The following is a 24,082-nucleotide window of genomic DNA, read 5'->3' as shown; positions in this document are numbered from 1 at the left end:
CGAAGGCCCGCGCATGGCGGGCCTTCGTCGAGGGGACGCGCGAGGGGGCTCAGTCCTCCAGCGCCTCGATCACCTGGGCGGTGATGTCGTCGATGCTGCCCACCCCCTCGACGCGATGGTATTCCGGCGCCGCCTCGGGATCCTCCTTGGCCCACTGCCGGTAGTAGTCGACCAGTGGCGCGGTCTGCTCGTGGTAGACCGCCAGGCGGTTGCGCACGGTGGACTCGCGGTCGTCGTCGCGCTGGATCAGCGGCTCGCCGGTGACGTCATCCTTGCCCTCTTCCTTGGGCGGCTGGTACTCGAGATGATAGACACGGCCGGAGCCCGGGTGCACGCGGCGACCGGCCAGGCGCTTGACGATCTCCTCGTCGTCCACGGCGATCTCCAGCACGTGATCGATCTTGACCCCGGCATCCTTCATGGCCTGGGCCTGCGGGATGGTGCGCGGGAAGCCGTCGAACAGGAAGCCGTTGGCGCAGTCGGGCTGGCTGATGCGCTCCTTGACCAGGGCGATAATGATGTCGTCGGACACCAGGCCGCCGCTGTTCATGATCTCCTTGACCTTGAGCCCCAGTTCGCTGCCCTCCTTCACCGCGGCGCGCAGCATGTCGCCGGTGGAGATCTGCGGGATGCTGAACCGCTCGCAGATGAACTGGGCCTGGGTGCCCTTGCCGGCACCGGGGGCGCCCAACAGGATCAAACGCATCTGACTGCTCCTTGAAGTGTGAATCTCGTACACGAAGAAAGGGAAGACCCGAACGATAACCGTGCCGTCAGGTCCAGACAAGCGACGGGCCTACCCGCGCGCCGTCGAATACGAAAAAAAGATCCGTGCATCAATATCCTGGAAGCCGAATAGCACTTTGGTCTGCCCTGCACGATAGCGCCTGCCACAAACGACAACGGCGCCTTGCGGCGCCGTTGTGCCAGGCAGGATGGCGTCCTACAGCAGCAGGCGACGGATATCCGTCAGCACCTGGCCCAGGAAGGCGGTGAAGCGCGCCGCATCGGCGCCGTTGACCGCCCGGTGGTCATAGGAGAGGCACAGCGGCATCATCAGCCGCGGCTGGAAGGCCTGACCGTCCCACACCGGCTTCATCTGCGCCTTGGAGATGCCGAGAATGGCCACCTCCGGGGCGTTGACGATCGGCGTGAAGGCCGTGCCGCCGATGGAGCCCAGGCTGGAGATGGTGAAGCAGCCACCGGTCATCTCCTCGCGCTTGAGCTTCTTCGACTGCGCCTTCTTGGCCAGTTCCACGGACTCCTTGGCCAGTTCGATCAGTGACTTGCGGTCGGCATCGCGGATCACCGGTACCATCAGGCCATCCGGGGTGTCCACGGCGACGCCGATATGCACGTACTTCTTGTGGACCACCGTCTCGCCGTCGCTCTTCAGGCTGACGTTGAACTGCGGGTACTGGCGCAGTGCGAAGGCGCAGGCCTTGATCAGGAAGGGCAGCGGCGTGAGCTTGGCACCCTGGGCCTCGGCCTCGGCCTTCATCGACTTGCGGAAGGCCTCCAGCTCGGTGATGTCCGCCTCGTCGAACTGGGTGACGTGGGGCAGGTTGACCCAGCTGCGATGCAGGTTGGTGGCGCCCATCTTCATCAGGCGGCCCATGGGCTTCTCTTCCACTTCGCCGAACTGGCTGAAGTCCTGGTCAGGGATCGGCGGGATGCCACCCCCGGCCGCCGCCGGCGGTGCTGCCGCCGCGGGTGTGCTGGCCTTGCCGTCCATCACCTGCTTGACGTAGGCGTGGACGTCCTCCTTGAGGACGCGGTCCTTGGGGCCGCTGGGCCTGACCAGTCCCAGGTCGACGCCCAACTCGCGGGCCAGCATGCGCACCGCCGGACCGGCATGCACCAGCTTGCCGTCGCGCGGCTTGTGGGCGGCCATCTGGGCCTCGGGGCTCGGCGAGCCGGCGGGCGTTCCCGACGGCGCCTCGGCCTTCGCGGCCTGGGGTTCGGGCGTCTTCGCGGCCGGTTGGGACGCGGCCTTGCTGCCGGTACCCGGCGTGCCGGCCACCTCGATATAGCCGATCAGGTCGCCCTCGGAGACGGTATCGCCCTCCTTCACGGTCAGCTCGAGCAGCTTGCCCTTGTAGGGGCTGGGTACGTCCATGGAGGCCTTGTCGGACTCCAGGGTGATCAGCGGGTCCTCCTCGTCGACCTCGTCGCCGGCGCTGGCGGCGATCTCGATGATCGGCACATCGGAGGAGCCGGAGAGGTCCGGGACGCGAATCTCCTTCCGCTCGGGCTCGCCACCGCCGGCTCCCTCCTCCTCGGCCGGGGCCGACGCCTGCGGGGCGCTCGCTGCCGGCTCGGGCGCCGACTCGGCGGCGGGCTCGGCGTCGCCGCCCCCCTCGCCGGTACCCGCGTCCTCGACGTCCATGGTGCCGATCACGTCGCCCTCGGAGACGGTGTCACCCTCCTTCACGGTGAGCGAGACCAGCTTGCCGGCATGGGGGCTCGGCACGTCCATGGAGGCCTTGTCGGACTCCAGGGTGATCAGCGTATCCTCGGCGGCCACTTCATCGCCCTCGGCCACCGCCACCTCGATGATCTCCACATCCGCGGAGCCCCCCAGATCGGGGACCTTGATCTCCACGGTGCGCTTGCCACCGCCCCCGCTCCTGGCGGCGGGCTTCTCCGGGGCCGGTTCGGGCGCGGGCTCGGGGTCTTTCTGCGCCTCGGAAGCCTCGCTTTTCTCCTCGGCCTCGCCGCCGCCCTCGACCTCGATCTCGACGATGTCGTCGCCCTCGGAGACGGTGTCGCCCTCCTTGACCAGCACCTTCAGTACCTTGCCGCCCTTCGGCGCCGGCACGTCCATGCTGGCCTTGTCGGACTCCAGCGTGATCAGGGTGTCCTCGGGGGCAATGACATCGCCCTCGGCCACCGCGATCTCGATGATTTCCACATCGGTATCGCCACCGATGTCCGGAACTTTGATGATTTCGCTACTCAAGGTCGCGCTCCTTCAAACTCTTGACGGGGGCGGGCCCCGCGGGCCCGCCATGCCACCGGATCAGTCGGTCGGCGCCTCACACCTCAAGCGGGTTGGGCTTGGCCGGGTCGATGCCGTACTTCTTGAGCGCCTCGCCGACGACCTTGCGATCCAGCTCGCCACGGTCGGCCAGCGCCTTGAGCGCGGCCACGGTCACGAAGCGGCGATCGACCTCGAAGAAGGCGCGCAGCTTCTCGCGGGTATCGGAGCGACCGAAGCCGTCGGTGCCCAGTACATGGTAGTCGGTCGGCACCCAGGCGCGGACCTGGTCGGCGAACAGCTTCATGTAGTCGGTGGAGGCGATCGCCGGCCCCTTGCGGCCTTCCAGGCAGGCGGTGACGTGGGGCTTGCCCGGCTCGGCCTCGGGATTGATGAAGGCCTGGCGATCGATCTCCAGGGCCTCGCGGCGCAGCTCGTTGAAGCTGGTGACGCTCCAGATGTCGGCGCCCACGCCCCACTCCTCGGCGAGCATCTCGGCGGCGGCCTCGACCTCGCGCAGGATGGTGCCACAGCCCAGCAGCTGCACGCGGCCCTTGTCGCCCTGCGTCTCGCGCAGCAGGTACATGCCCTTGATGATGTCGTCGGCGGGCACCTCGTCGAGGGCCGGGTGCTCGTAGTTCTCGTTCATCACCGTCAGGTAGTAGAAGCAGTTCTCCTTGTCGGTGAACATGCGCTTCAGGCCGTCCTGGACGATCACCGCCACCTCGTGGGCATAGGTCGGATCGTAGCTGCGGCAGTTGGGAATCATCGAGGCTTGCAGGTGGCTGTGGCCATCCTGGTGCTGGAGGCCCTCGCCGTTGAGGGTGGTGCGCCCGGCGGTGCCACCGACCAGGAAGCCGCGGGCCTGCATGTCGCCGGCCGCCCAGGCCAGGTCGCCGATGCGCTGGAAGCCGAACATCGAGTAGTAGACGTAGAACGGCAGCAGCGTCGTGGCATTGTTCGAGTAGGAGGTCGCGGCGGCGATCCACGCCGACATGGCGCCGGCCTCGGTGATGCCCTCCTCGAGGATCTGGCCCTTCTGATCCTCGCGGTAGAACATGATCTGTCCCTTGTCCACCGGTTCGTACTTCTGACCCTCGGAGGTGTAGATGCCGAGCTGGCGGAACATGCCCTCCATGCCGAAGGTCCGTGCCTCGTCGGGAATGATCGGCACCACGCGCTCGCCGATCTTCTTGTCCTTGACCAGGCCGTTGAGGATACGCACGAAGGCCATGGTGGTGGAGACCTCGCGCCCCTTGGAGCCGCCGGTCTGCGACGCGAAGGTCTTGTCCTCGAGCGCCGGGATCGGCAGCGCCTCGAAGTCATTGCGGCGCGCCGGCAGGTAGCCACCCAGGCGCTCGCGCTGGAGATGCATGTACTTCATTTCCGGCGTATCGTCGTCCGGCTTGTAGTACGGCACTTCCTTGAGCTGCTCGTCGGAGAGCGGGATGCCAAAGCGGTCGCGGAATGTGCGCAGCGCCTCGTACTCCATGGTCTTGACCTGGTGGGCCTCGTTGGCGGCCTCGCCATCGCCGCCGCCCATGCCGTAACCCTTGACGGTGTGCGCCAGGATCACGGTGGGACGGCCGTTGGCCTTCTGGGTCGCCTGGTGGTAGGCCGCGTACACCTTGAAGGGGTCATGGCCGCCGCGGTTGAGCTTCCAGACGTCCTCGTCGGACATGTCCTTGACCATCTCGGCGGTTTCCGGGTACTTGCCGAAGAAGTGCTCCCGGGTATAGGCGCCGCCGTTGGCCTTGTAGTTCTGGTACTCGCCGTCGACGGCCTCGTCCATGCGCTTCTGCAGGATGCCCTTCTTGTCCTTCTCGAAGAGCGGGTCCCAGAGGCGACCCCAGACGACCTTGAGGACGTTCCAGCCGGCGCCGCGAAACACCCCCTCGAGCTCGTCCATGATGCGCGAGTTGCCGCGCACCGGGCCGTCCAGGCGCTGCAGGTTGCAGTTGACGACGAAGATCAGGTTGTCGAGCTTCTCGCGGCTGGCCAGGTGGATGGCGCCCAGGGATTCCGGCTCGTCACACTCGCCGTCGCCCATGAAGCACCAGATCTTGCGATCGTGCATGTCCTTGAGCTCACGGGAATCCAGGTACTTCATCACGTGGGCCTGGTAGATGGCCTGGATGGGGCCGAGGCCCATGGACACCGTGGGGAACTGCCAGAAGTCCGGCATCAGCCAGGGGTGCGGGTAGGACGAGAGGCCGTCGCCATCCACCTCCTGGCGATACTTGTCCATCTGGTCCTCGGTGAGACGCCCCTCCAGGTAGGCACGGGCATAGACGCCCGGCGCCACATGGCCCTGGATGTAGACCAGGTCGCCCTCGAAGTCGCCGTTCGGGGCGCGGAAGAAGTGGTTGAAGCCCACGTCATAGAGGGTCGCCGCCGACATGAAGCTGGCGATATGACCACCCAGCCCCGGGTTCGCGCGGTTGTTGCGGATCACCTGGGCGATGGCGTTGTAGCGGATCAGCGAACGGATGCGACGTTCCATGAACAGATCGCCCGGCATCGGCGCCTCGCGGTGCACCGGTATGGTGTTGCGATGCGGGGTGGTCACCGAGAAGGGCACCTGCATGCCATCGCGACGCACTCGGTCGGCCAGGCGCGTCATCAGGTACCGGGCACGATCCTCGCCCTCGCGATCCAGGACCGACTCCAGGGAATCCAGCCATTCCGTGGTTTCGACCGGATCGAGATCTTCTCTTGTTTCCAGACTCATAGACGTCTCTCCGAATGACGATAGGGACTACAGCCCGCAGAGGGGCGAGTGGCGCTCATGTTCGGACGTGCAGACCGAACGCGTCAGGCCTGTAGTTGTTTTACAAGGTGGTATGTGAAGTGTCGCTGCCGTTGGCGCGAAGATACCGTAAACGCCGGGCCCTGCCAATTCAAGATGAAATGGAAATAATTTTCATAAAATCAGTATTGCACCGCAACACAGGGGATTACGCGCCCCCACAACGTCGAATCCGGCCCCTCTCAGGCAGTTGTAGCTAAACTACCGTATGAAGCAAGCGTGCCATTCAGAATTGATCGACAAGGCCTCCCTGGCCCCTTCAGGAACGTATTCTTTCCATTTCCTGGCGAAAGTAGGCCCAGTCGAAGGCGGGTCCCGGGTCGCTCTTGCGCAGCGGCGCCACCCGGGCATGGCTGGTGATGCGCGCCTCGTCGAGGGCCGGGTAGGCCTCCAGCAGCGCCCGGGTAACGGCCGCCAGGGCCCGGTACTGGGCGCCGGTGTAGGGGCTGACCTCGTCCCCCTCCAGTTCGATGCCCAGGGCGAAGTCGTTCAGCGCCCGGCGCTCGCGCCCGCCGTCCCGCCACCGCGAGCGGCCGGCATGCCAGGCCCGCGCCTGGAAAGGCACGAACTGCACGCACTCCCCGTCGCGCCGAATCAGCAGGTGGGCCGAGACGCGCAGCTCGGCGATGGTCGCGAAGAAGGGGTGTGCCTCGGGGTCTAGCCGGTTGGTGAAGAGCCGCTCGATATGCTCGCCCCCGAAGGTCCCGGGCGGCAGGCTGATGGAGTGCAGCAGCAGCAACGAGACCTCCCCGGCCGGGCGTTCGTCCTGGTTGGGCGAGGGAAGCCGCCGGGCTCCGGGCAGCCAGCCGTCGTCGATGCGCATGGTTTTTCCCTGACGTCGATGCATGGGTTTCCCTATAATGACCGCCTCAAGCTTCCCCGCACAGAGATGGACCCGCCATGCATTACCAGGACGCCCTTGCCGAAGAGATCCGTGACAGTGCCGCCCGGCTGCTGGCCGAGGACGTCGGCCCCGGTGACATCACCGCCCAGCTGGTGCCCGAGAAGCAGATGGCCCGGGCCCGGGTGATCACCCGCGAGGCCGCGGTGCTGTGTGGCGTGGCCTGGGTCGACGAGCTGTTCCGGCGCCTCGATGCCCGGGTCGCCCTGCACTGGCAGGCCGCCGACGGCGACCGCCTCGCCCCCGGCCAAGCCTTCCTCGAGCTGGAGGGCCCCGCACGCAGCCTGCTCACCGGGGAGCGCGCCGCGCTCAACCTGCTGCAAACCCTCTCCGCCACGGCGACCCGCACCCGCCACTATGTGGACCTGCTCGAGGGGACCGGGGTACGTATGCTCGACACCCGCAAGACGCTGCCGGGGCTGAGGCTCGCCCAGAAGTACGCGGTGACCTGCGGCGGCGGTCACAACCACCGCATCGGCCTCTATGATGCTTTCCTGATCAAGGAGAACCACATCGCGGCCTGCGGCGGCATCGCAGCGGCAGTGCGCGAGGCGCGCAGCATCGCCCGCGACCTGCCGGTGGAGGTGGAGGTGGAAACCTTCGAGGAGCTGGACCAGGCACTCGCCGCCGGGGCCGACGTGATCATGCTCGACAACTTCAGCCTCGACGACATGCGAGAGGCGGTGCGCCGCACCGCCGGGCGAGCCACCCTGGAGGCCTCGGGCAATGTCGACGAAGGCACCCTGCGCGCCATCGCCGAGACCGGCGTGGACTGCATCTCCAGCGGCGCCCTGACCAAGGATGTCGCGGCCATCGACCTGTCGATGCGCATCGTCGAGCAGGAGGCGTGAGGGCGCCTCAGGTCTCGACCGCGGCGAGCCGCTTCGCGAGCCGTTGGCGGTAAAGGCGTTCGCCGCCGCGCTCGACCCAGTCGTCGCCCAGCCGCTGCCAGCCACGGTGCACCAGGCCATCGACCAGCATGGCGCTGGCCTCGATCGCGGCCCGGGTCACGCCCTGCTCCAGCAGCAGGCGCTCGGCATGCACCAGCAGGGTCGAGCCGATCCCGCGTCGGCCAAGCGACGGCCAGACGTAGAGGGTCTCGATCCGCCCCCGGCGGATATCCAGCTCCAGGAACCCCACGCAGCGGCCCTCGCAGTCGGCGACCAGGGTGGTGTAGAGCGCCTGGCGCGCCGCCCAGGCACTGCCATCCCGGGGCAGGACCATTGCCCAGGCCTGGCGCTCGGCCAGCGAGTAGTGTCCCGCCGCGCCCTGCATCACCGCATGGTGGAAGACCTCGGCCTGGTCGGCGGCGTCGCGGGCGCGGGCCGTGCGATAGACGATTCGCGGCCCACGACGATGCCCGCAGGGCGGCGGCTCGGCCGGCTCGGGACCGCTATCGATGTCGGCAAGACGCATGCGAGACCCTCCTGAGATGATGACCGGGCCGGCAGACTACCCAAGCCACGCCGCGGGGCCAAGCCCTGCGGGTGGACACCGTCAGGATATGCCATGAACGAACGCCCCGCCCCACCCGACGCCCTCCACCTCAGGCCCATCGGCATCATCGAGAGCGACTTCCCGGACAAGTTCGGCATCCCGCGCCAGCCAGGTCTGGCACCGGCGGCCCGGGCGTCCCTGGTGCTGACCCCGCCCTTCGATGACCCGCTGGCGGTGCGAGGCCTGGAGGCCTTCAGCCACCTCTGGCTGACCTTCGTCTTCCACCTCAGCCCCGAAGAGACCGGCCCGGCGCGCTGGACCCCGCTGGTGCGCCCGCCTCGCCTCGGTGGTAACGCGCGGGTCGGGGTCTTCGCCAGCCGCAGCACCCACCGCCCGAACCGCCTGGGGCTCTCGCTGGTGGAGCTGGTCGAGATCGACACCGCTCGCGGGGTCCGCCTGCGGCTGCGCGGCGCCGACCTGGTCGACGGCACCCCGGTGCTCGACATCAAGCCCTATCTGCCCTGGGCGGAGTCCCGCCCCGAGGCCCGCGCCGGGTTCGCCCCCGAGCCGCCGCCGACCCTGGCGGTCAGCCTCTCGCCCGAGGCCGAGGAGGTGCTCGTCCAGCGCCCGGACGGTGACTCGCTGCGCGAACTGATCCGTCAGGTGCTGGCCCAGGACCCGCGCCCCGCCTACCGCAACGGCGCCGAGGCGCGGGTCTACGGGGTCCGGCTGCGCGACGTGGACGTGCGCTTCCAGGCTCGGCAGGAACACGCCGGTCCCACGACCCTCAGGGTGGTCGAGATCGTCCCGGCCGAGGGCCGGACATGACAAAGGGCCCCGCGGGGCCCTTCTCGCGTCGCGCCGACGGCGTCAGTCGAAATCGATGCCGATGCGCCGCCCGACCTCCTCGTAGGCCTCGATCACGCCGCCCAACCCCTGGCGAAAGCGGTCCTTGTCGAGCTTCTCGCGGGTCTTGGCGTCCCACAGGCGACAGCCGTCCGGGGAGAACTCGTCACCCAGCACGATCTCGCCCTTGAACAGGCCGAACTCCAGCTTGTAGTCCACCAGCAGCAGGCCACCCTCGGCGAACAGCGCCTTGAGCACCTCGTTGACCCGGAAGGTGAGCGCCTTCATCTCGGCCAGCTGCTCGGGGGTCGCCCAGCCGAAGGTCTCGGCCAGCGACTCGTTGATCATGGGGTCGTGCAGGGCATCGTTCTTGAGGAACAGCTCGAAGGTGGGCGGGTCGAGCGCCTGCCCCTCCTCCACGCCGAGACGCTTGACCAGGCCGCCGGCGGCGATGTTGCGCACCACGCACTCCACCGGGATCATCTCGAGCCGCTTCACCAGGCTCTCGGTATCGGAGAGGCGCCGGTCGAAATGGGTGGGAATGCCCGCTGCCTGCAGCTTCTCCATGATGAAGGCATTGAAGCGGTTGTTGACCATCCCCTTGCGGGCCAGCGACTCCATGCGCTCGCCGTCGAAGGCGCTGGTGTCGTCGCGGAAGGTCAGAATCAGGCGATCGGGGTCATCGGTGGCATGGACCGACTTGGCCTTGCCGGCATAGAGTTCTTGGCGCTTTTCCATGGGGAGCCTCCAGAGGCGCGGATACGGATCAGGATGGTCGTTCAGCCGAGCGTCTGCCACACCAGGCCATCGTCCTGGGCGGCGACCCTCAGCCGGGATTCATCGCCGTCGAGCAGTGGCACCAGGGCCTCCAGGGCCAGCTCGGGGCGGTTGTTGTGTTCGGAGAGGTGGGAGCAGACGATGCGCTGCAGGCGGTCGAGCCCCAGCCGCTGCAGCAGCCAGGCCGCCTGGCCGTTGGCCAGGTGCCCCCAGTCGCCGCCGACGCGCCGCTTGAGGCTCGCGGGATAGGGCCCCTCGGCGAGCATCCGCGGGTCGTGGTTGCACTCCAGCACCAGGCCGTCGCAGCGGGCGAAGGCCTCGATCACATGCGCGCTGGGGTGCCCCAGGTCGGTGAGCAGGCCGAGGCGCCGCTCGCCGGCGACGATGCGAAACTGCACCGGCTCCCGGGCGTCGTGGGGCACGGTGACGGGGTCGATGGTCAGCCCCTTGACCGCGAACCGGGCCTGGGGGGTGATCCAGTGGCGGCGCGGCAGCTCGCCGAGCCGACCCGACAGCCAGGTCCCCGGCGTCAGATAGACCGGCATCCCGTGGCGGCGGGCCAGGGGGCCGACGCCCCGCACATGATCGCCATGCTCGTGGGTCACCAGCAGGGCATCGAGCTGACGAGGATGCAGCCCCAGGCGGGCCAGTCGGCGCTCAGTCTCGCGCAGGGTGAAGCCGCAGTCGACCAGCAGGTGCGTCTCGCCGTCGCTGACCAGGGTGGCGTTGCCCTTGCTGCCGCTGCCCAGGGAGGCGAAGGAGAGGCGCCCGCGCCCACCCGGCACCGTACCGCTCATCAGCGCAGCAGGCCCGCCACCCGCTCGAGCAGCTCGCGCTGGTCCTCGGTGGAGAGCGCTTCCTCGCCGGCACCCTGCGCCTTGAGCACGGTCTCCTCGGGGCCACGGGCCTCCAGCACCAGGCGGACCTGCCGGGTCGACTCGCCCAGGTTGAGGGTCGCAAGCGATTGCAACAGGCCCCGCTCCCGCTCGCTCTGGGTCAGGTAGCCCACCAGGAAGCTGCGCGCGGCGGGGTCGCGCTCGAGCAGCTCACGACGGCCCTCGACCGCGAAGTCGAGCTCCAGCTGGTGGCTCAGTTCGGCCCAGAGACGGTCCGCCGCGAAGGGCAGGATCACCTGCCAGTCGTCGCCACGCTGCTCGAACCTGGCAGGATTCTGGGCGTCGGGCCGCTGGGCAGCCAGCGAGGCGGCGCTCGACGAAGCACTGACCCCCTCGAAGTGGCGTTCCAGTGCCGTCAGGCAGGCGGCCTGCGTGGTCCCGCCCTGCTCGCAGCGTATCTCGCTGTCGCCGCTGCGCAGCGCCGGGCGGACGCTGAGCCTGGCCTGGTCGGTTTCCAGGATGCCGCGACGGGAGTCACTGGCGGTGACGGTCAGGCCGCGGCTGCGCACGAAGCGCTCGAGCTCCGGCCAGACCGTTGCCGGTTCGGCGCCCACCACCAGCCAGCGCTCGTCGCCGACCGCGCGACGCTCGACATAGCCTCGCTCCATGCTGCGCCCGGGCGACAGGGCCTGGGGAAGCGGTGCCTCGACCACGCCATCCTCGGCGGGCCGCGTGCCGCTCACCTCGGGGACCGGCATGGCATCCCGGTAGCGCTCGGCATCGCGGCCATCCGGCAGCACCAGGGGCGCAGTCTCCTCGGCCTCGCCGTAGTCGAGGTTGCGATCATGATAGAAGCCATCACGGGCACAGCCGGCCGTGGCCAGGGCGATCACCGCCACCAGCGGCATCCATTTCAGCGCAGAGTTCATGCGTCCACCTTGCCTAGAGTTGTGCGGGGTGCGCGGTGCCGGGCACCGCTCAGTCGTCGATCAGGCCCGCCAGCTGCAGGGCCTCGCTGACGGTGGAGTGATACTTCTCGGAGAGCCAGGTCAGCGGCAGCCGGATGCCGGGCTCGATGTGGCCCATGCGGTAAAGCGCCCACTTGACCGGAATCGGGTTGGACTCGATCCCCAGGTTGGTGTGCAGCGGCATCAGGCGGGTGTTGATCTGGTGGGCCCGGTCGGCATCACCGGCCACGGCGGCGCTGCACAGCTCGTGCATGGCCCGTGGGGCCACGTTGGCGGTCACCGAGATGTCGCCATGGCCCCCCATCAGCATGAAGTCGCAGGCGGTGGCGTCATCCCCGGAATAGAGCATGAAGCCGCTGCCCTTGAGGCGCGCGATCAGGTCCTCGGCACGCTCAAGGTTGCCGGTAGCGTCCTTGAGCCCGATGATCTTGTCGACGTCGGCCAGGCGCAGCACGGTCTCGTTGTAGATGTCCGAGCAGGTGCGCCCCGGCACGTTGTAGAGGATCACCGGCAGGTCGCTGCTCTCGGCGATGGCCTTGAAGTGCCGGTAGAGCCCTTCCTGGGTGGGCTTGTTGTAGTAGGGCGCCACGGTCAGGCAGCAGTCCGCCCCGACCTCGCTGGCGTAGCGGGCCAGCTCCACCGCCTCGGTGGTATTGTTGGAGCCGGTACCGGCGATGACCGGGATGCGCCCGTTCACTTCCTCCACCACGGTACGGATGACATCGAAGTGCTCGGCGAACGACATGGTGGTCGGCTCGCCGGTGGTGCCGGCCGCCACGATCGCATCGGTACCGTTGTCGAGATGAAAGTGCACCAGGCGGCGCAGGGCCTCCCAGTCGATATCGCCGTTGACCTTCATCGGCGTCGCCAGCGCGACGATACTGCCAGTGATCATCCTCTCGATTCCTCTCGATTCGCCTGCATTCGCGGTCGCGGGGACCTCGGGCAACGCCCCGGGGTCTGCCCCGGTGCCAAGGGCCAAATGGTACTCAGGCCTCGGGAGCCTGTACAGCCGCGACTTTACAGTTCGCCAGCGCTTGCGTGTAATCAGGCCTTCTATCTTCCATCCACGACAGGAGCACGACCATGAGCGTCAGCCTCGGAGAGCCCGTTCCGGACTTCACCGCCACTGCCACCGGCGACACCACCGTCACCCTCTCCGAGCTGAAGGGGAAACAGGTGGTGGTCTACTTCTACCCCAAGGCCAGCACCCCCGGGTGCACGACCGAGGGCGGCGACTTCCGCGACCGCAAGGAGGCCTTCGACGCCGCCAACACCGTGATCCTCGGCGTCTCGCGGGACGGCATCCGCGCCCAGGAGAACTTCAAGGCCAAGCAGGACTTCAACTTCGCGCTGATCTCCGACAAGGACGAGGCGCTGTGCCGGCTGTTCGACGTCATCAAGCTGAAGAAGCTCTACGGCAAGGAGCACCTGGGAATCGAGCGCAGCACCTTCCTGATCGATGCCGACGGCAGGCTCGCCCGCGAGTGGCGCGGCGTCAAGGTCAAGGGCCATGCCCAGGAGGTGCTGGACGCCGCCCAGGCCCTGCACGCCGGCTGAGCGCTCTGCCACGTGTTGCACCGCGCCCCGGGACGCTCACGACTCGGTGCGCGTCTCGGCCGATTCCTTGAGGTGGCGCTGCTTGATGCCCCGCGGCCAGGCATAGACCAGCGCCTTGAGCAGGGTCGCCAGGGGGATGGCGAAGAAGACCCCCCAGAAGCCCCAGATCCCGCCGAAGAAGAGGATCGCCAGGATGATCGATACCGGGTGGATGTTGACCGCCTCGGAGAACAGGATCGGCGACAGGACGTTGCCATCCAGCGCCTGCAGCACGCCATAGGCGACCAGCACATAGAGGAACTCGTTCGTCAGGCCGAAGTGGAAGCCGGCCACCGCTGCCACCGGCAGGGTGGTCACCGCCGCCCCGATATAGGGCACCAGCACCGACAGGCCCACCACCACCGCCAGCAGCGCCGTGTAGGGGAGCCCGAAGTAGGCGAAGGTGAAGAAGGCGACGGTGCCGACGATGATGATCTCGATGAACTTGCCGCGCACGTAGTTGGCGATCTGGTCGTCCATCTCCTCCCAGATGCGAGTCATCAGCTCGCGCCGCTGGGGCAGCAGCGAGATGGTGAAGCCCACCAGCCGGTCGCGGTCCTTGAGCATGAAGAACACCAGGATCGGCACCAGGATCAGGTAGACGATCAGTGTCAGGACGTTGCCCAGCGAGGCCAGCGACAGGGTCAGGGCGCGCTGGCCGAGCTGCGTCACCTCGCGGCCGGCCACGTCGATCCAGTTCTGCATCTGGTCGGGAGTGACCAGGTTGGGATAGCGCTCCTGGAGATCATCCAGCAGCTGCTGGCCACTGGCGAACATCCGCGGCGCCTCCTGGACCAGCCCCACCAGCTGGTTCCAGATCAGTGGCATCAGGATGAAGGCCAGCGCCAGCAGCACGCCGATGAAGGCGAGGAACACCACGAACACCGCCAGCAGGCGCGGCATCCTGCGCCGCTCCATCCAGCTCACCGGCCCCTGCAGCAGGAAGGCAACCACCAGGGCGGTGAGGAAGGGCGCCAGCATGCGCCCGAAGAGGATCACCGCGGTGAAGCCCAGCACCAGCACCACCAGCAGGATCACCGCCTCCTCGTCCGAGAAGTAGTGATCCATCCAGCGCCTGAAGACCGACCTCAGGGTCATGAAGCCGGCTCCCCGCCCTTGCGGATCCAGAAATGGTAGACGTCACCGCGCTCCTCCCGAGCCGGCATCTCGTGCGCGCTCTGGGCCACGAAGGTCTCGAAGTCGCGCCAGGAGCCCGCATCGGTGGCCATGACCTCCAGCAACTGGCCGGTCGCGAGGCGTGACAGCGCCTGCTTGGCCTTGAGCAGCGGCAGGGGGCAGGGAAGACCGCGGGCATCGAGCAGGTCATCGGGTTGCAGCGCCATGGTGTCTCCCGGGAAAATGCAGTGGCACGTGCCGGGCAACGCGCCCGCACGCAAGTCCCTGCGATTTAAAGGCACTTTGCAGGCCGAATCAATGTCACATCTGGGTACCTGCCATCCCTTGCGCTCCCCTTGACGAGGACGGCCATGCTGCGTCGAACCGGAACCTGCCTCACCGCCTGCGCCCTGAGCCTGGTGCTTGCCCTGCCGGCCCAGGCCCAGTCACCCGGCCGCTACGAGGCACCCGGCCTGACCCGAAGCCCCGAGGTCGCGGCCGGAGGCGACTACGGACTACCCAGCCTGACCCGCGGTGACAGCCAGGCCATCAGCGGCGAGGAGTACCGCCTGGGCCGCGCCTGGTTGCGCCAGTTCCGCGCCCGCGCCCCCGAATGGCAGGACGCCATCGCCCAGGACTACGTGGAGTCGCTGGTGGCCCGCCTGCTGCCCCACAGCGGCCTGGGTGACGCCCGCACCGCCGTCACCCTGGTGGAGAGCCGCCTGCTCAATGCCTTCGCCGTGCCCGGCGGGGTGATCGGCGTCAATGCCGGGCTGTTCGCCTTCGCCGAACACGAGGCCGAGCTGGCCTCGGTGGTCGCCCACGAGCTCGGCCATCTCTCCCAGCGCCACTATGCCCGCGGCCAGGCCCGCGCCGAGCAGACCCAAATCCCGGCGATGGCCGCCATGCTCGCCGGCATGCTGCTCGCCGCCGGGGGCGGCGGCGATGCCGGCATCGCCGCCGCCATGGGCTCCCAGGCGGCCGTCATCCAGGACCAGCTGAGCTACTCGCGGCGCTTCGAGCAGGAGGCCGACCGCGTGGGCCTGCAGGCCATGGCAGACGCCGGCTATGAACCGGGGGCCATGGTGGAGATGTTTCGCGCCATGCAGCGCATGATGAGCCTGCAGGGGGGAAATCCCCCGGAGTTCCTGCTCACCCACCCGGTGACCGAGTCACGCATCAGCGATACCCAGGCCCGCGCCAACCAGGTCTCGGTGGCGACGCCGCGCGACGGGGACCTTCACTACCAGCTGGTGAGGGCCCGGGCGCTGCTGACGATCCATGAGCGCGACCCGCAGCAGGCCAGCACCCGCCTGGCCCAGGACCAGGCGCCCGAGGCGGCCCGGCGCTACCTGGCCGCGCTGATCGATGCCCGGGCCGGTCGTACCGACCGGGCACTGGACGCGCTCGACGCCCTGGCCCGGTCACAGCCCGACCTGGCGATGCTGCCGGCCTCGGCGGCCCAGGTCGCCTTCGAGGCCGGCCGCATCGACGAGGCAATTACCCGCAGCCGTCGCCAGCTGCGGCTGATGCCGGACTACGCGCCGGCGAGCCGACTGCTGGGCGAGGCGCTGCTGCAACGTGACCCCAACGAGGCCTATCGCGTGCTGCGCGACCTGGCCGACGCCCGCCCCGAGGACCCGCAGGCGTTCACCCTGCTCGCCGAGGCCGCCGGCCGCAGCGGTCGCGAGGCCTGGGGCCACCTGGCCCGCGCCGAACAGCTGCAGCTCACCGGTCGCATCGACCGCGCCATTCGCCAGCTGGAGGTGGCCAAGGAGGTGGCCGAGCGCGAGGGTGACGGCGCCGCCGCCAGCCATATCGAGCGGCGTCGCGAGGACTTCATCGGCTACCGGGAGACGCTGGAGAAGTTCTAGCTACAAGGAGCAAGGAGCAAGGAGCAAGGAGCAAGGAGCAAGGAGCAAGGCAGTATGCATGCACTTCAGATTGCACCGAGACCTTGGCGGCGCCTGACCTTGCATCTCTTCACTAGCCCCGGGCGGGGTTCCTTGTGGCTTGCCCCTTGTCACTTGGTACTTAACGCTGGAAGTTGAGCATCCGCTCGAGGGGCTTGAGGGCTGCCAGGCGCAGGGCGTCGTCGACGAAGATCTCGCCCGAACCGTCACGCAGGGTGCCCGCCAGGTTGTCCAGCGCATTCATCGCCATCCAGGGGCAGTGGGCGCAGCTCTTGCAGGTCGCGCCATTGCCGGCGGTGGGCGCCTCGAAGAGCGTCTTCTCGGGGACCGCCTGCTGCATCTTGAAGAATATGCCGCGATCGGTCGCCACGATCAGCTTGTCGTGGGGCAGCTCCTTCGCCGCCTTGATCAGCTGGGAGGTGGAGCCCGCCACGTCGGCCAGCTCGACCACCGAGGCCGGCGACTCCGGGTGCACCAGCACGGCCGCCTCCGGGTAGAGGCCCTTGAGGTCTTCGACGCCCTGGGCCTTGAACTCCTCGTGGACAATGCAGGCCCCGTCCCAGAGCAGCATGTCGGCGCCGGTCTGCTTCTGGATATAGCCCCCCAGATGCTTGTCCGGGGCCCAGAGGATCTTCTCCCCGCGCGCCTGCAGGTGCTCGATCACGTCAACGGCGATGGAGGAGGTCACCACCCAGTCGGCGCGCGCCTTCACCGCCGCGGAGGTGTTGGCATAGACCACCACGGTGCGGTCAGGATGGGCGTCGCAGAAGGCGCTGAATTCGTCGGCCGGGCAACCCACGTCCAGCGAGCAGGTCGCCTCCAGGGTGGGCATCAGCACCCGCTTCTCCGGGGAGAGGATCTTGGCGGTCTCGCCCATGAAGCGCACGCCAGCCACCACCAGGGTGTCCGCCTCGTGGCGGGCGCCGAAGCGCGCCATCTCCAGGGAGTCAGCCACGCAGCCGCCGGTCTCCTCGGCGAGCTGCTGGATGGCGTCGTCGGTATAGTAGTGCGCCACCAGCACGGCATTGTTGGCCTCGAGCAGACGCTTGATCTCCTCGATGCGCGCCTCGTCCTCGGCGGGAATGCGGGTGGGGCAGTAGGTGCGTGCGAGCTGCTCGCGCAGATCGGCACGGGAAGTCATGATCGTCATCGTGTCTACCACCGTGACAGGCAGGGGCTCCCCCTGCATTACACCAGGTGCCGCCGCTCGTGCACTCCGCACGGGGCAACACGCCAGAGGGCCAACCGCTGCGTCTTTCGCGATGGTCGACCCGAAACTCCATTCTAGACCAGAACGGTGCAATATTGACCAGTCCCGGTCAGAAAAGCGTCACAAGGTATATGAGGGCTGCGCCCGGTGGGTTCAAGGGCACTCCGGACGCTTGGCGATACGGTGGCGAGGGTGTGTTAGCGCACCGACGGTGGCCGGGCGTTCCACCAGAATCATGCTACCGATGCTTCACGACATCGTGAAGGCAGGACAATGACGCGAGGTCACCATGTCATCATCCATCCAGCACACCATCCCTACCCCGCCCACGTTCGAGACATTCACACGCCTGCCCGGCCGCGAACCAGGCGAGCAGCAGCACGGCTACCCCTTCAGGCCACAACGCTTGCCCGAAGCACCACTCGAGACGATTCCCGAGGAGGAACTCGATGAGCCGACCAAGCGCGCCGCCGAAGGCGACGATGACCTGATGAGCCAGGATATCAACGCAGTCGATTTCAACCCGCTCCTGTAGCCTAGCGACTGGCGCGACCTCGACGAGGTGCGCCAGCAGCATCCGGCAACGAAAATACGGGTCTGACTGTCACCGGGCCGGATCAAGACGGCACGTCGAGAAGGCCGCTGAGCTGTTCACTTGGTTGACGTCTTGAGATCGCCGTACCCGAGTTCAGCCTTGTCGCCCTGCTTTTCGGCCTTGCCCTTGTATTCCAGCTCATTGTCGCCGGTCACCCTGCCGGCAATCTCCTTGACCGTACCCTTCGCCTCTATTCGCATGCCCCTTGGCCTGATTCTTGTCCATGAGCTCAGCTCCAGATAGTTGTTCGCTGGGGTAATCCCTCTCACCATGTACTCATATGGGTGCAGGGTGAAGCTGACAATACCGATATATTTTCAGCTCGCGGCATTGACTGCGCGAAGCCTGACTGGTGCTAAGCCATTGATTTAGCGGAGTCACCGGTAAAAACCGCACTTTACTGCTGGATAGCAAAATGCGGAACCTGACGACTGCGGACTCTCCAGCGCAACTGATCGTCTCGAGGCGGTATCTGCTGTAGGAACGGTTTATTCCGACCGTACCGACTCGCGAACTTCGCCGTACTTCCTTGCGGCTTCGGACTTCGCGGCATCGACGCTGCGATCTCTCGCTTTGCCGAGCATGTCGTCCTCGATCTCGGTTGGCGGTACCAACGCACCCAGAGCAGCGCCGATAGCGATGCCGAGGCTTCCCGCGATCAGCGGTTGGTCGCGATAGAACTGCACCAGGCCTTCCCGGGCATTCTGCGCCGACTCCTTCATGTTCGCGGTTGCCCCGTGCACGCGATCACCCACCGCGGCGGCCTTGTCCTGCGATTTAGCGGCGGTATCGCCAAGGGCACCCTTCAAGCCGCGCCCATTCTCGTCTGTGCTCGTATCGTGTGCTTCATGAGCATGCGCAGCGTCATTGTTACCGGACGACATCATCATCCACGAGATGCCGATGCTGGTGAGTATCATCGGCATCGGGTTGTTCTTCACCTCGGCACCCAGGTTGCGGCCAAACTCTCCTCCGTGTTCGCGGGCCATGCCGAGCGCCTGGTCGATGAGTTCGCCGGGAGAAAGCCGATCGGACAGCTCGCTCGCGGTCCTGCCGAGACGAGCGCGCGCCTGGTCGACTTCGCGCTCCAGCTGTTCCGGTCTTTTCGTCTCGTCACCTTGATCGTCGTCGCGGCGAATGCTATCGCTGCGGATATCAGTGTCCTTGTTCATCGAGTTGCCCTCTTCAATGTTTCTTTATCTTTCTTCGTAGACTCCAGCGTGCGATCCGGAACGATCGAGTTCGCGCTCATTTTTTTCTTGGCCGAGCCGACCATCAGGTAACCGGCCAGCAGTGCTACCGCGCCGACGATCAGCGCTGCGAGCCACGGTTCAACGACGTTGCTGAGCCCGTACACCGCGCTCATGAGCAGCACCACGAGCCCCGCCATGGCGATGGCAGCGCCCGTCGCGATCGCGCCGACTGCCGTCTTCGCTTCTGCGACAGATTCTCCGACTTCGGATTTCGCCAGCTCGATCTCTTTGCCGAGCAGCGTGGACAGATCCGTGGCTAGATTACGAATCAGGTCAGCAATCGAGTCGGCACCGTATTCGCGGCTCGCCGATGGAACCGCCGCGGATTCTTGTTCCTGTCTCATAGCAATTCCCTCCCGTGACTACTGCCCGGGGCAGTCGATGTCGTATAGGGTTCCGTCATTTCCCGTTCGTACTGCTTCGCTGACGTGCCGGTCGAGCCATCTTCATAACGCGAAGTGTCATCGCTCCGGAAAGCGTTGTCCTCGTCGTGGTGGTCGTGCTCCATGCTCGCCTTGTCATCGTCATGGTGATCGTGCTCTGCGCTTGCCTTGAAGAACCGAGACAAGCCAAATCCGACTACAATGCTACCGAGCATGAATAAGGCGGGATTGTTCCGTGACAGCTGCTTGGCATCGTTCGCCAGTTCATCGATGCTGCGACCTTCGAGCTTTTCGGCCGCATTTGCCAGGTTGCTGCTCAACTCGCGGGCATAGCGCGCCAGGCCTTCGCGGTCTTGATCGTCGAGCTTTGATGCCGCTGCATCGATGGCATCCGACAGGGTGTTCGCCTCATCCGCGAACCGGTGCTGGCCGGCTTCGACCTTCTCGCGCGCTTCGTCGCCCCCTTCACGCTTCGCTTCGCGGACATCTTGATCAACTTTCTGCTTCGGGGAGCCGTTACTGGGGTCGTCGGACATGTTGCCTGAACTGCGGCGACTGGAACCTGGGTTCGATGGTGTCATGACACACTCCTCGGCATTCATTCGAATGCCCGCTCTTGATGGATTACGGATTCGCACGTGTACAGAAAGTGCTCGAGAGAAACACACCATCCACGGCGGGACGCGTAAGCACACAGTGTGCGAGGCGTGCGCTGCATCGTAATCGATGCGACCGGGAATATTTGCAAGGCCGTAAAGTAAACGATACAGATTTCGCGATTGCTCGTGGAGGCCTCCGTGGCTAGCACATTTCAATCGATGTGCGTCCAACCTGAGCTTTCCAAGGTTTTGGCGTAGGGTCTGTGCGCTACCAGACGCAATAGCGGTGTTGCCTGCACGCGGGCATCCAGGTCACGCCACTCTCGACCGTCCAGAACAGTTGTCTGCTATCAAGTCCACCGCTCACTCCTGACGAATCATTCACGGCATCTGTGTCAGATAGCGTCACGCGATAGCGACCGTCGGTCGGTGTGTTATCACACTGAGCCCAAAACGGAACGGGAGCCCTGCGCCAGGCCCAACGCGGTGCGATTGTGCGCTAACGCACGGACAGCTCTCCCCGGTGACATGAAGATCGACAAAGACTGGCGGATCGAACGGCAGCGCAATGTTCCACATTCCCCACGTACCCGGAGAATAATCATGGCTAAGAACAAGAAACCAGATCGATCGTCGCGAGTGAAAAGCAAAGGCGATGAGTCCAGCACACCAGTACAGGGCAATGACGGCGTGCTCAGAACCAACGACGTCGTCGCGGAGCATGCCAGTGCCAGCGACGACTTCGTCGCCGCGATGCCCTGCAACCCCATCAAGGCGCTAGAGTACGGTCACGACAACGCCGTGGCGCCGCCGGCAGGAGAGGTCGTGGAGCCGGGCTCCAGCGCGTTGACGGCGAGCACGGCGACCGAAGATACCGGGACTGCGAAAACCGGCGGGGCTGCGCCACTCGGAAAGAACGCAAACGTCGCTTCACTCGACCGTGTCAGAGTCGATCCCAGCAATGAGCCGTTGACGACCAACCAAGGTGTTCGCATTGGCGATAATCAGAACACCCTGAAAGCCGGATTGCGGGGTCCCTCGTTACTCGAGGATTTCATCCTTCGAGAAAAGATCACGCATTTCGATCACGAACGCATCCCGGAACGCGTCGTCCATGCACGCGGATCAGCAGCCCATGGCTATTTCGAAGCCTATGACACGCTGACCCAGTACACTCGCGCGGCCCCCTTCGCCGAGAAAGGCAAGATCACACCTGTGTTCGCGCGATTCTCCACGGTGGCCGGTGAACGCGGTTCGAAAGACACCGCACGCGATGCGCGTGGCTTCGCGGTGAAGTTCTATAGCGACGAAGGCAACTGGGATCTGGTCGGAAATAACATACCGGTCTTCTTCATCCAGGATGCGATGAAGTTTCCCGATCTGGTCCATGCCCTCAAGCCGGAGCCGCATCACGGCATGCCTCAAGCGGCGTCGGCGCATGACACCTTCTGGGACTTCGTCTCCTTGATGCCGGAGTCAACCCACATGCTGATGTGGGTGATGTCGGATCGCGGTATACCTCGCAGCTACCGGATGATGCAGGGCTTTGGCGTACATACGTTTCGTCTGGTCAACGAACAGGGGCAATCCGTCTTCTGCAAGTTCCACTGGAAGCCGCTCCAGGGAACCCATTCACTCGTCTGGGATGAAGCCGTGAAGATATCCGGCGCTAACCCCGATTTCCATCGGGCTGATTTGTGGGAAGCCATCGAATCGGGCGAATTTCCTGAATGGGAGCTGGGACTGCAGATATTCACAGAAGAACAGGCCGAAGGCTTCAGCTTCGATGTGCTCGACGCGACCAAGATCGTCCCGGAGGAGCTCGTACCGCTTACGCCTGTCGGACGAATGGTACTCAACCGCAACCCGGACAACTTCTTCGCGGAAACCGAGCAGGTAGCATTCTGCACGGCGCACATCATACCGGGCATAGACTTCTCCAACGATCCGTTGCTCGCCGGTCGTATCCATTCCTATGCCGATACGCAGATCACGCGACTCGGTGGTCCCAATTTCCACGAGATCCCGATCAATTCGTCGCTTGCCTCGGTACAGAACAACCAACGCGATGGCATGCACCGTCAGGCACTGCATCGCGGGCGCGTGGCGTACGAGCCGAACTCACTGGCAGGTGGTTGCCCCTTCCAGGACGGAACAATCGGATTCGTCTCCTACCCCGAGTCCATTACCGGAGACAAGGTCCGAGGAAAACCGGAGAAATTCGCGGAGCATTATGCGCAAGCCACCTTGTTCTACGAAAGTCAGACGGCCGTCGAGAAGGCCCATATTGCGGCCGCCTTCCGATTCGAGCTGAGCAAGGTCGGTATCCCCGCGATACGTGAGCGGATGTTGGCTTCACTGGGGAACGTTTCACGGGAACTGGCCGCAGAGGTTGCGTCCGGACTGGGAATGGAAGTTCCCAATGCCATGCCGAAGGCGGTCGCCGACCCGAATCCGCCGGAGGTGAGCGTTTCTCCGGCGTTGTCGCTAATGGCGCTCCCGGGCGAATGCGGAGTCCGCACACGGCAGATTGCCGTGCTGGTCGAGAATGGTGTCCACCATGCCTCGCTCGTTGCCCTTCACGCGGCCTTGACCGAGGCGGGTGCCGTCGTGCATTTCGTGGGGCCACGGGTGGGCACGTTCGTCGGCACCTCCGGTGAGAAGGTTGAAGCTGACAAGTCGATGGAAAATTCTCCAGGATTCCTGTTCGATGCGCTGGTGGTGCCCGATGGCAGCGAGGCGGTCCAGGCGCTCGCGGGTAACGGGCATACGGTGGAGTTTATAAAAGATCAGTTCAGGCACTGCAAGACGATTCTGGTCCTGGGCGCTGGACGGAAGCTACTGGAAATGGCAGGCATCGAGCCCGCGACAAACCAAGACCCGGGTATCCTGCTGGCGGAGGGCGTCGACGCAGCCGAGATCGCAACGGCCTTCATCGATGCGGTCGCCGCTCATCGCCATCCATCCCGAGACCGCGACCACCAACGAAATGACACAGCCCGCTGTCGGCAGGAGAAAACAGATGCTGTTTAGTGGATGGGACAGTCTGTTGCGCACCTTGGTCGTTGGCATCCTGGCTTACGTTACGCTTGTCGTCTTCCTTCGCGTCTCGGGGAAGCGGACACTCTCCAAGTTGAACGCCTTCGACCTGATCGTGACCGTCGCCCTCGGCTCGACCCTGGCAACCGTCCTTCTGGCCAAGGATGTCGCACTAGCCGAAGGGGTCCTGGCCTTCGCCCTGCTCATCGGCCTGCAGTTCGCCGTCACCTGGTCCAGCGTCCGGGCACGATGGGTGCGGCGACTGGCGACGGGAGAACCGATGATGCTGCTTTACGACGGCAATTTCCTGCCAACGGCTCTGCGTCAAGCGCGTGTAACCGAAGACGAGATACGGGCGGCGGTACGCTCGGCCGGGGTCAACTCGTTGCACAAGGTGCGCGCAGTCGTCCTGGAAACCGACGGTTCGTTTAGTGTCGTCCGGCCGGGCGAGAATGGGGGCGGCTCCAGCCTGGTCGGCGTCGAGAGGCCTCAGGAGTTACTGAAGACCGCAGACCGGTAAACCTCTTATATTTCCCTCCGGCTGGGGAAACGCTGATTGATCGGAGTATCCTGCTGCGCTGGAACAAACTCAGGATGGCCAGCAGTATTATCGCGCCGGTCAGCGACATGACGCAGCTCGTGATGGTTAAGACGTCGTTAATCGAGCCGACGCCGAGCAGCGGCCCGATCAGAAACCCGTCAAGTGCGCCGACGATACCGACCACGACGTTGAGGATGATGCCGTGCTGGGCGTTAGTGCCCATGATCATGCTCGCGACCCAACCTAGCAGGCCGCCCATGACGAGCCATACGATAATACC

At 65.8% G+C, this 24,082-nt stretch carries 23 protein-coding genes; 7 read left to right on the top strand and 16 right to left on the bottom strand.

Going from position 1 to position 24,082, the window contains the following annotated elements:
* Positions 1–49: 49 nt before the first annotated feature.
* The 4 genes from adk to ampD form a co-directional block, all read right to left on the bottom strand.
* Positions 50–706, bottom strand: a complete 657-nt coding sequence (gene adk, locus QLQ86_RS03650; RefSeq protein WP_282735521.1) for an adenylate kinase — start codon at positions 704–706, stop codon at positions 50–52.
* A 237-nt stretch (positions 707–943) separates the two neighbouring features.
* Entirely contained in the window at positions 944–2,962 is a 2,019-nt protein-coding gene (gene aceF, locus QLQ86_RS03645) for a pyruvate dehydrogenase complex dihydrolipoyllysine-residue acetyltransferase (RefSeq protein ID WP_282815935.1), read from the bottom strand.
* A gap of 76 nt (positions 2,963–3,038) precedes the next feature.
* The gene (gene aceE, locus QLQ86_RS03640; protein ID WP_282815934.1) at positions 3,039–5,711 is read right to left on the bottom strand and encodes a pyruvate dehydrogenase (acetyl-transferring), homodimeric type; all 2,673 of its coding nucleotides are present in this window, start codon (positions 5,709–5,711) and stop codon (positions 3,039–3,041) included.
* Positions 5,712–6,048: 337 nt separating this feature from the next.
* Positions 6,049–6,612: a 1,6-anhydro-N-acetylmuramyl-L-alanine amidase AmpD gene (gene ampD, locus QLQ86_RS03635; protein WP_282735518.1), complete on the bottom strand. Its 564-nt coding sequence runs from the start codon at positions 6,610–6,612 to the stop codon at positions 6,049–6,051.
* Between the two features lie 77 nt (positions 6,613–6,689).
* On the opposite strand from ampD, the gene nadC reads away from it, so the two are divergent.
* The gene (gene nadC / locus QLQ86_RS03630; RefSeq protein ID WP_282735517.1) at positions 6,690–7,541 is read left to right on the top strand and encodes a carboxylating nicotinate-nucleotide diphosphorylase; all 852 of its coding nucleotides are present in this window, start codon (positions 6,690–6,692) and stop codon (positions 7,539–7,541) included.
* 7 nt (positions 7,542–7,548) lie between these two features.
* Here the strand turns inward: nadC and QLQ86_RS03625 are convergent, their stop codons facing one another.
* Positions 7,549–8,106, bottom strand: coding sequence for a GNAT family N-acetyltransferase (locus QLQ86_RS03625; protein ID WP_282735516.1), 558 nt, complete (start codon positions 8,104–8,106; stop codon positions 7,549–7,551).
* A 93-nt stretch (positions 8,107–8,199) separates the two neighbouring features.
* Here QLQ86_RS03625 and tsaA point away from each other — a divergent pair, with 93 nt between their 5' ends.
* Positions 8,200–8,955, top strand: a complete 756-nt coding sequence (tsaA, locus tag QLQ86_RS03620; RefSeq protein ID WP_282735515.1) for a tRNA (N6-threonylcarbamoyladenosine(37)-N6)-methyltransferase TrmO — start codon at positions 8,200–8,202, stop codon at positions 8,953–8,955.
* 42 nt (positions 8,956–8,997) lie between these two features.
* Here the strand turns inward: tsaA and purC are convergent, their stop codons facing one another.
* Genes purC through dapA form a run of 4 tightly spaced genes read right to left on the bottom strand, consistent with a single transcriptional unit; the run spans position 8,998 to position 12,449 of the window.
* Complete coding sequence (purC, locus tag QLQ86_RS03615; RefSeq protein ID WP_282815933.1) at positions 8,998–9,711, bottom strand: phosphoribosylaminoimidazolesuccinocarboxamide synthase; 714 nt, start codon at positions 9,709–9,711, stop codon at positions 8,998–9,000.
* Positions 9,712–9,752: 41 nt separating this feature from the next.
* On the bottom strand, positions 9,753–10,547 hold the full coding sequence (locus QLQ86_RS03610; RefSeq protein WP_282735513.1) for an MBL fold metallo-hydrolase: 795 nt from the start codon (positions 10,545–10,547) through the stop codon (positions 9,753–9,755).
* The gene (locus QLQ86_RS03605; protein WP_282815932.1) at positions 10,547–11,515 is read right to left on the bottom strand and encodes an outer membrane protein assembly factor BamC; all 969 of its coding nucleotides are present in this window, start codon (positions 11,513–11,515) and stop codon (positions 10,547–10,549) included. Before QLQ86_RS03605 ends, QLQ86_RS03610 begins: the two co-directional genes overlap by 1 nt.
* Positions 11,516–11,564: 49 nt before the next feature.
* The gene (dapA, locus tag QLQ86_RS03600; RefSeq protein ID WP_282815931.1) at positions 11,565–12,449 is read right to left on the bottom strand and encodes a 4-hydroxy-tetrahydrodipicolinate synthase; all 885 of its coding nucleotides are present in this window, start codon (positions 12,447–12,449) and stop codon (positions 11,565–11,567) included.
* Positions 12,450–12,640: 191 nt separating this feature from the next.
* Here dapA and QLQ86_RS03595 point away from each other — a divergent pair, with 191 nt between their 5' ends.
* Positions 12,641–13,114, top strand: coding sequence for a peroxiredoxin (locus QLQ86_RS03595; RefSeq protein WP_282735510.1), 474 nt, complete (start codon positions 12,641–12,643; stop codon positions 13,112–13,114).
* A gap of 36 nt (positions 13,115–13,150) precedes the next feature.
* Here the strand turns inward: QLQ86_RS03595 and QLQ86_RS03590 are convergent, their stop codons facing one another.
* Both QLQ86_RS03590 and QLQ86_RS03585 read right to left on the bottom strand, forming a co-directional pair.
* Entirely contained in the window at positions 13,151–14,251 is a 1,101-nt protein-coding gene (locus QLQ86_RS03590; protein WP_282815930.1) for an AI-2E family transporter, read from the bottom strand.
* A complete protein-coding gene (locus QLQ86_RS03585) occupies positions 14,248–14,496 on the bottom strand; it encodes a sulfurtransferase TusA family protein (protein WP_282735508.1) in 249 nt (82 codons plus the stop codon). The genes QLQ86_RS03590 and QLQ86_RS03585 overlap by 4 nt, the downstream gene beginning before the upstream one ends.
* A gap of 144 nt (positions 14,497–14,640) precedes the next feature.
* Between QLQ86_RS03585 and QLQ86_RS03580 the strand changes: the two genes are divergently transcribed.
* The gene (locus tag QLQ86_RS03580) at positions 14,641–16,143 is read left to right on the top strand and encodes a M48 family metalloprotease (RefSeq protein ID WP_282735507.1); all 1,503 of its coding nucleotides are present in this window, start codon (positions 14,641–14,643) and stop codon (positions 16,141–16,143) included.
* A 160-nt stretch (positions 16,144–16,303) separates the two neighbouring features.
* On the opposite strand, the gene nadA is transcribed toward QLQ86_RS03580, so the two are convergent.
* On the bottom strand, positions 16,304–17,332 hold the full coding sequence (nadA, locus tag QLQ86_RS03575; RefSeq protein WP_282735506.1) for a quinolinate synthase NadA: 1,029 nt from the start codon (positions 17,330–17,332) through the stop codon (positions 16,304–16,306).
* Between the two features lie 349 nt (positions 17,333–17,681).
* Between nadA and QLQ86_RS03570 the strand changes: the two genes are divergently transcribed.
* The gene (locus QLQ86_RS03570; RefSeq protein WP_282815929.1) at positions 17,682–17,927 is read left to right on the top strand and encodes a hypothetical protein; all 246 of its coding nucleotides are present in this window, start codon (positions 17,682–17,684) and stop codon (positions 17,925–17,927) included.
* Positions 17,928–18,475: 548 nt separating this feature from the next.
* On the opposite strand, the gene QLQ86_RS03565 is transcribed toward QLQ86_RS03570, so the two are convergent.
* Genes QLQ86_RS03565 through QLQ86_RS03555 form a run of 3 tightly spaced genes read right to left on the bottom strand, consistent with a single transcriptional unit; the run spans position 18,476 to position 20,204 of the window.
* Entirely contained in the window at positions 18,476–19,159 is a 684-nt protein-coding gene (locus tag QLQ86_RS03565) for a DUF3618 domain-containing protein (RefSeq protein WP_282815928.1), read from the bottom strand.
* A complete protein-coding gene (locus QLQ86_RS03560; protein ID WP_282815927.1) occupies positions 19,156–19,584 on the bottom strand; it encodes a phage holin family protein in 429 nt (142 codons plus the stop codon). The genes QLQ86_RS03565 and QLQ86_RS03560 overlap by 4 nt, the downstream gene beginning before the upstream one ends.
* Complete coding sequence (locus QLQ86_RS03555; RefSeq protein WP_282815926.1) at positions 19,581–20,204, bottom strand: hypothetical protein; 624 nt, start codon at positions 20,202–20,204, stop codon at positions 19,581–19,583. Before QLQ86_RS03555 ends, QLQ86_RS03560 begins: the two co-directional genes overlap by 4 nt.
* Positions 20,205–20,825: 621 nt before the next feature.
* On the opposite strand from QLQ86_RS03555, the gene QLQ86_RS03550 reads away from it, so the two are divergent.
* Complete coding sequence (locus QLQ86_RS03550; protein ID WP_282815925.1) at positions 20,826–23,255, top strand: catalase; 2,430 nt, start codon at positions 20,826–20,828, stop codon at positions 23,253–23,255.
* Complete coding sequence (locus tag QLQ86_RS03545; RefSeq protein WP_282815924.1) at positions 23,245–23,781, top strand: DUF421 domain-containing protein; 537 nt, start codon at positions 23,245–23,247, stop codon at positions 23,779–23,781. Before QLQ86_RS03550 ends, QLQ86_RS03545 begins: the two co-directional genes overlap by 11 nt.
* On the opposite strand, the gene QLQ86_RS03540 is transcribed toward QLQ86_RS03545, so the two are convergent.
* Entirely contained in the window at positions 23,690–24,025 is a 336-nt protein-coding gene (locus QLQ86_RS03540) for a GlsB/YeaQ/YmgE family stress response membrane protein (RefSeq protein WP_282735525.1), read from the bottom strand. The two genes, QLQ86_RS03545 and QLQ86_RS03540, sit on opposite strands and share 92 nt — an antisense overlap.
* Positions 24,026–24,082: the final 57 nt, after the last annotated feature.

Source organism: Halomonas rhizosphaerae, assembly GCF_030012485.1.
In the GTDB taxonomy this organism is placed as follows: domain Bacteria; phylum Pseudomonadota; class Gammaproteobacteria; order Pseudomonadales; family Halomonadaceae; genus Halomonas; species Halomonas rhizosphaerae.
Note: the sequence above shows the minus strand (reverse complement) of the source record. Positions and strands in the feature narration are given on the sequence as shown.